A 2,224-nucleotide genomic window follows, 5' to 3' on the forward strand; every position below is an offset into this window, starting at 1 on the left:
GAGCGTTTTGCTTACTTTTGCGCTTTTCAAAAGTGAGCCGCTGTAAAAGCGGAACCATTAGCAGCCGTTACCTAAATAATGGATATGTACTCGGTCTGATCCAAGATACTGGCTGGCCCTGAGGCCGCCATCGGGGGCAAGCCCCCTCCCACATTTGGACCTCGGAGCGTCAGGTAGATACGCGTTGGCTGTGCGGCCGTCACCGGAGCAAGCCCCCCTACACAAAATTCCTACAAGTTTTGCCAAAAATACCCGTCACGCCGTTAGTCGCCACACCCCGCGATGCATTAAAGTAAGCCCCCCAGGCCGGTGTTTTTTCCTGACACCCAGGCTCATCTTTTCCAGGAACCGTCATCGATGGAACATCGTGAAGCGCTGCTAGCGCTGCGAACCTTTCTTTCTACGCAGATTCTCGGCCAGGAAAAACTCATCGATCGCCTGCTGATCGCCCTGCTCGCCGACGGCCATATGCTGGTCGAAGGCGCACCGGGCCTGGCCAAGACCAAGGCCATCAAAGAGCTGGCTGAAGGCATCGAAGCGCAGTTCCATCGTATCCAGTTCACCCCCGACCTGTTGCCCGCCGACATCACCGGTACCGAAATCTATCGTCCGGAAACCGGCAGCTTCGTGTTCCAGCAAGGCCCGATCTTTCACAACCTGGTGCTGGCGGACGAAATCAACCGTGCGCCGGCCAAGGTCCAGTCGGCGTTGCTCGAAGCCATGGCCGAGCGCCAGGTCAGCGTGGGGCGCAGCACTTACGAGCTGTCGCCACTGTTTCTGGTCATGGCCACGCAGAACCCCATCGAGCAGGAAGGCACCTACCCGTTGCCTGAGGCCCAGCTCGACCGCTTCCTGATGCACGTCAAGATCGGCTTCCCGGATGCCGCCGTCGAACGGCGCATCCTGCAACAGGCCCGTGGCGAAGCGCTCAACGGTGAAACCAAGCCCGAGCGCCGCGTCAGCCAGCAGGCGATCTTTGCCGCGCGCAAGGAAATCCTCGGCCTGTACATGGCCGATGCGGTGGAGGAATACCTGGTGCAACTGGTCATGGCCACGCGCACTCCGGCCAAGTTCGACCCGGAGATGGCCGAGTGGATTGCCTATGGCGCCAGCCCGCGCGGCTCCATCGCCCTGGACCGCTGCGCGCGTGCCCATGCCTGGCTGGCCGGTCGCGACTTCGTCAGCCCCGAGGATATCCAGGCGGTATTGTTCGACGTCTTGCGCCACCGCATCATCCTGTCGTTCGAAGCCGAGGCCGCGGGTGTAGACCAGGACCGTGTGGTGCAACGCATCCTTGACGTCGTTGCCGTCGCTTGAAGTCGATGAACGCGAGCGCGGGTATCCACGTCACGCTCAGTGAATTGATCGAGATGCGCCATCGCGTGCGGGAAGTGCAATTGTTTTCCACCCCCGGCCAGCGCAGCCCGTTGATCGGCCTGCACCACTCCAAGCTGCGCGGGCGCGGTGTGGATTTCGACCAGGTGCGTGTGTATCAGGCCGGGGACGACGTGCGCACCATCGACTGGCGCGTGACGGCGCGTACCCAGGAGCCCCACACCAAGCTGTTCCACGAAGAGCGCGAACGGCCGATTTTCATCATGGTCGAGCAAAGCTGCCGGCTGTTTTTCGGCTCGGGGCAGATGTTCAAGTCGGTGCTCGCCGCACAAGCCGCCAGCCTGATCGGCTGGGCGGCACTGGGGCATAACGACCGCGTGGGCGGCCTGGTGTTCGGCGACAGCGAGCACTACGAAATCAAACCCCGGCGCAGCAAGAAAAGCCTGCTGCAACTGCTCAACCGCCTGGTGCGGGTCAACCAGAGCCTCACCACCGAGAGCCTTCCTGAAGCCGACGCGCTGGGCATGGCCCTGCGCCGTGGCCGCGAAGTGCTGCGCCCGGGCAGCCTGGGCATTGTGATCTGTGATGAACGAGCGCTCACAGAGGGCGCCGAGCAACAGTTGAGCCTGCTGTCGCGCCACTGCGACCTGCTGCTGTTGCCCATCTCCGACCCACTGGACCACGCCCTGCCCGCCGCCGGCTTGCTGCGCTTTGCGCAACGCGGCGCGCAACTGGAACTGGACACGCTCAATTTCGATTTGCGCCAGGCCTACAAGGCCCAGGCCGAAGCGCGCATCGCCCGCTGGGAATTGCTCGCGCAGAAGCTACGGGTGTTATTGATGCCATTGAGCACCCAGAGTGAAATGGTCGAGCAACTGCGCGAATACCT

General features: G+C 62.2%; 2 protein-coding genes. Both read left to right on the forward strand.

From position 1 onward, the window contains the following. Positions 1–357 precede the first annotated feature (357 nt). Positions 358–1,317, forward strand: a complete 960-nt coding sequence (locus tag BFP96_RS12930; protein WP_020301524.1) for an AAA family ATPase — start codon at positions 358–360, stop codon at positions 1,315–1,317. Between the two features lie 5 nt (positions 1,318–1,322). Beyond that, a partial coding sequence (locus BFP96_RS12935) for a DUF58 domain-containing protein (protein WP_065936344.1) occupies positions 1,323–2,224 on the forward strand: 902 nt, incomplete at its 3' end.

Source organism: Pseudomonas sp. 34 E 7, assembly GCF_900005715.1.
Taxonomy (GTDB): Bacteria; Pseudomonadota; Gammaproteobacteria; order Pseudomonadales; family Pseudomonadaceae; genus Aquipseudomonas; species Aquipseudomonas orientalis_A.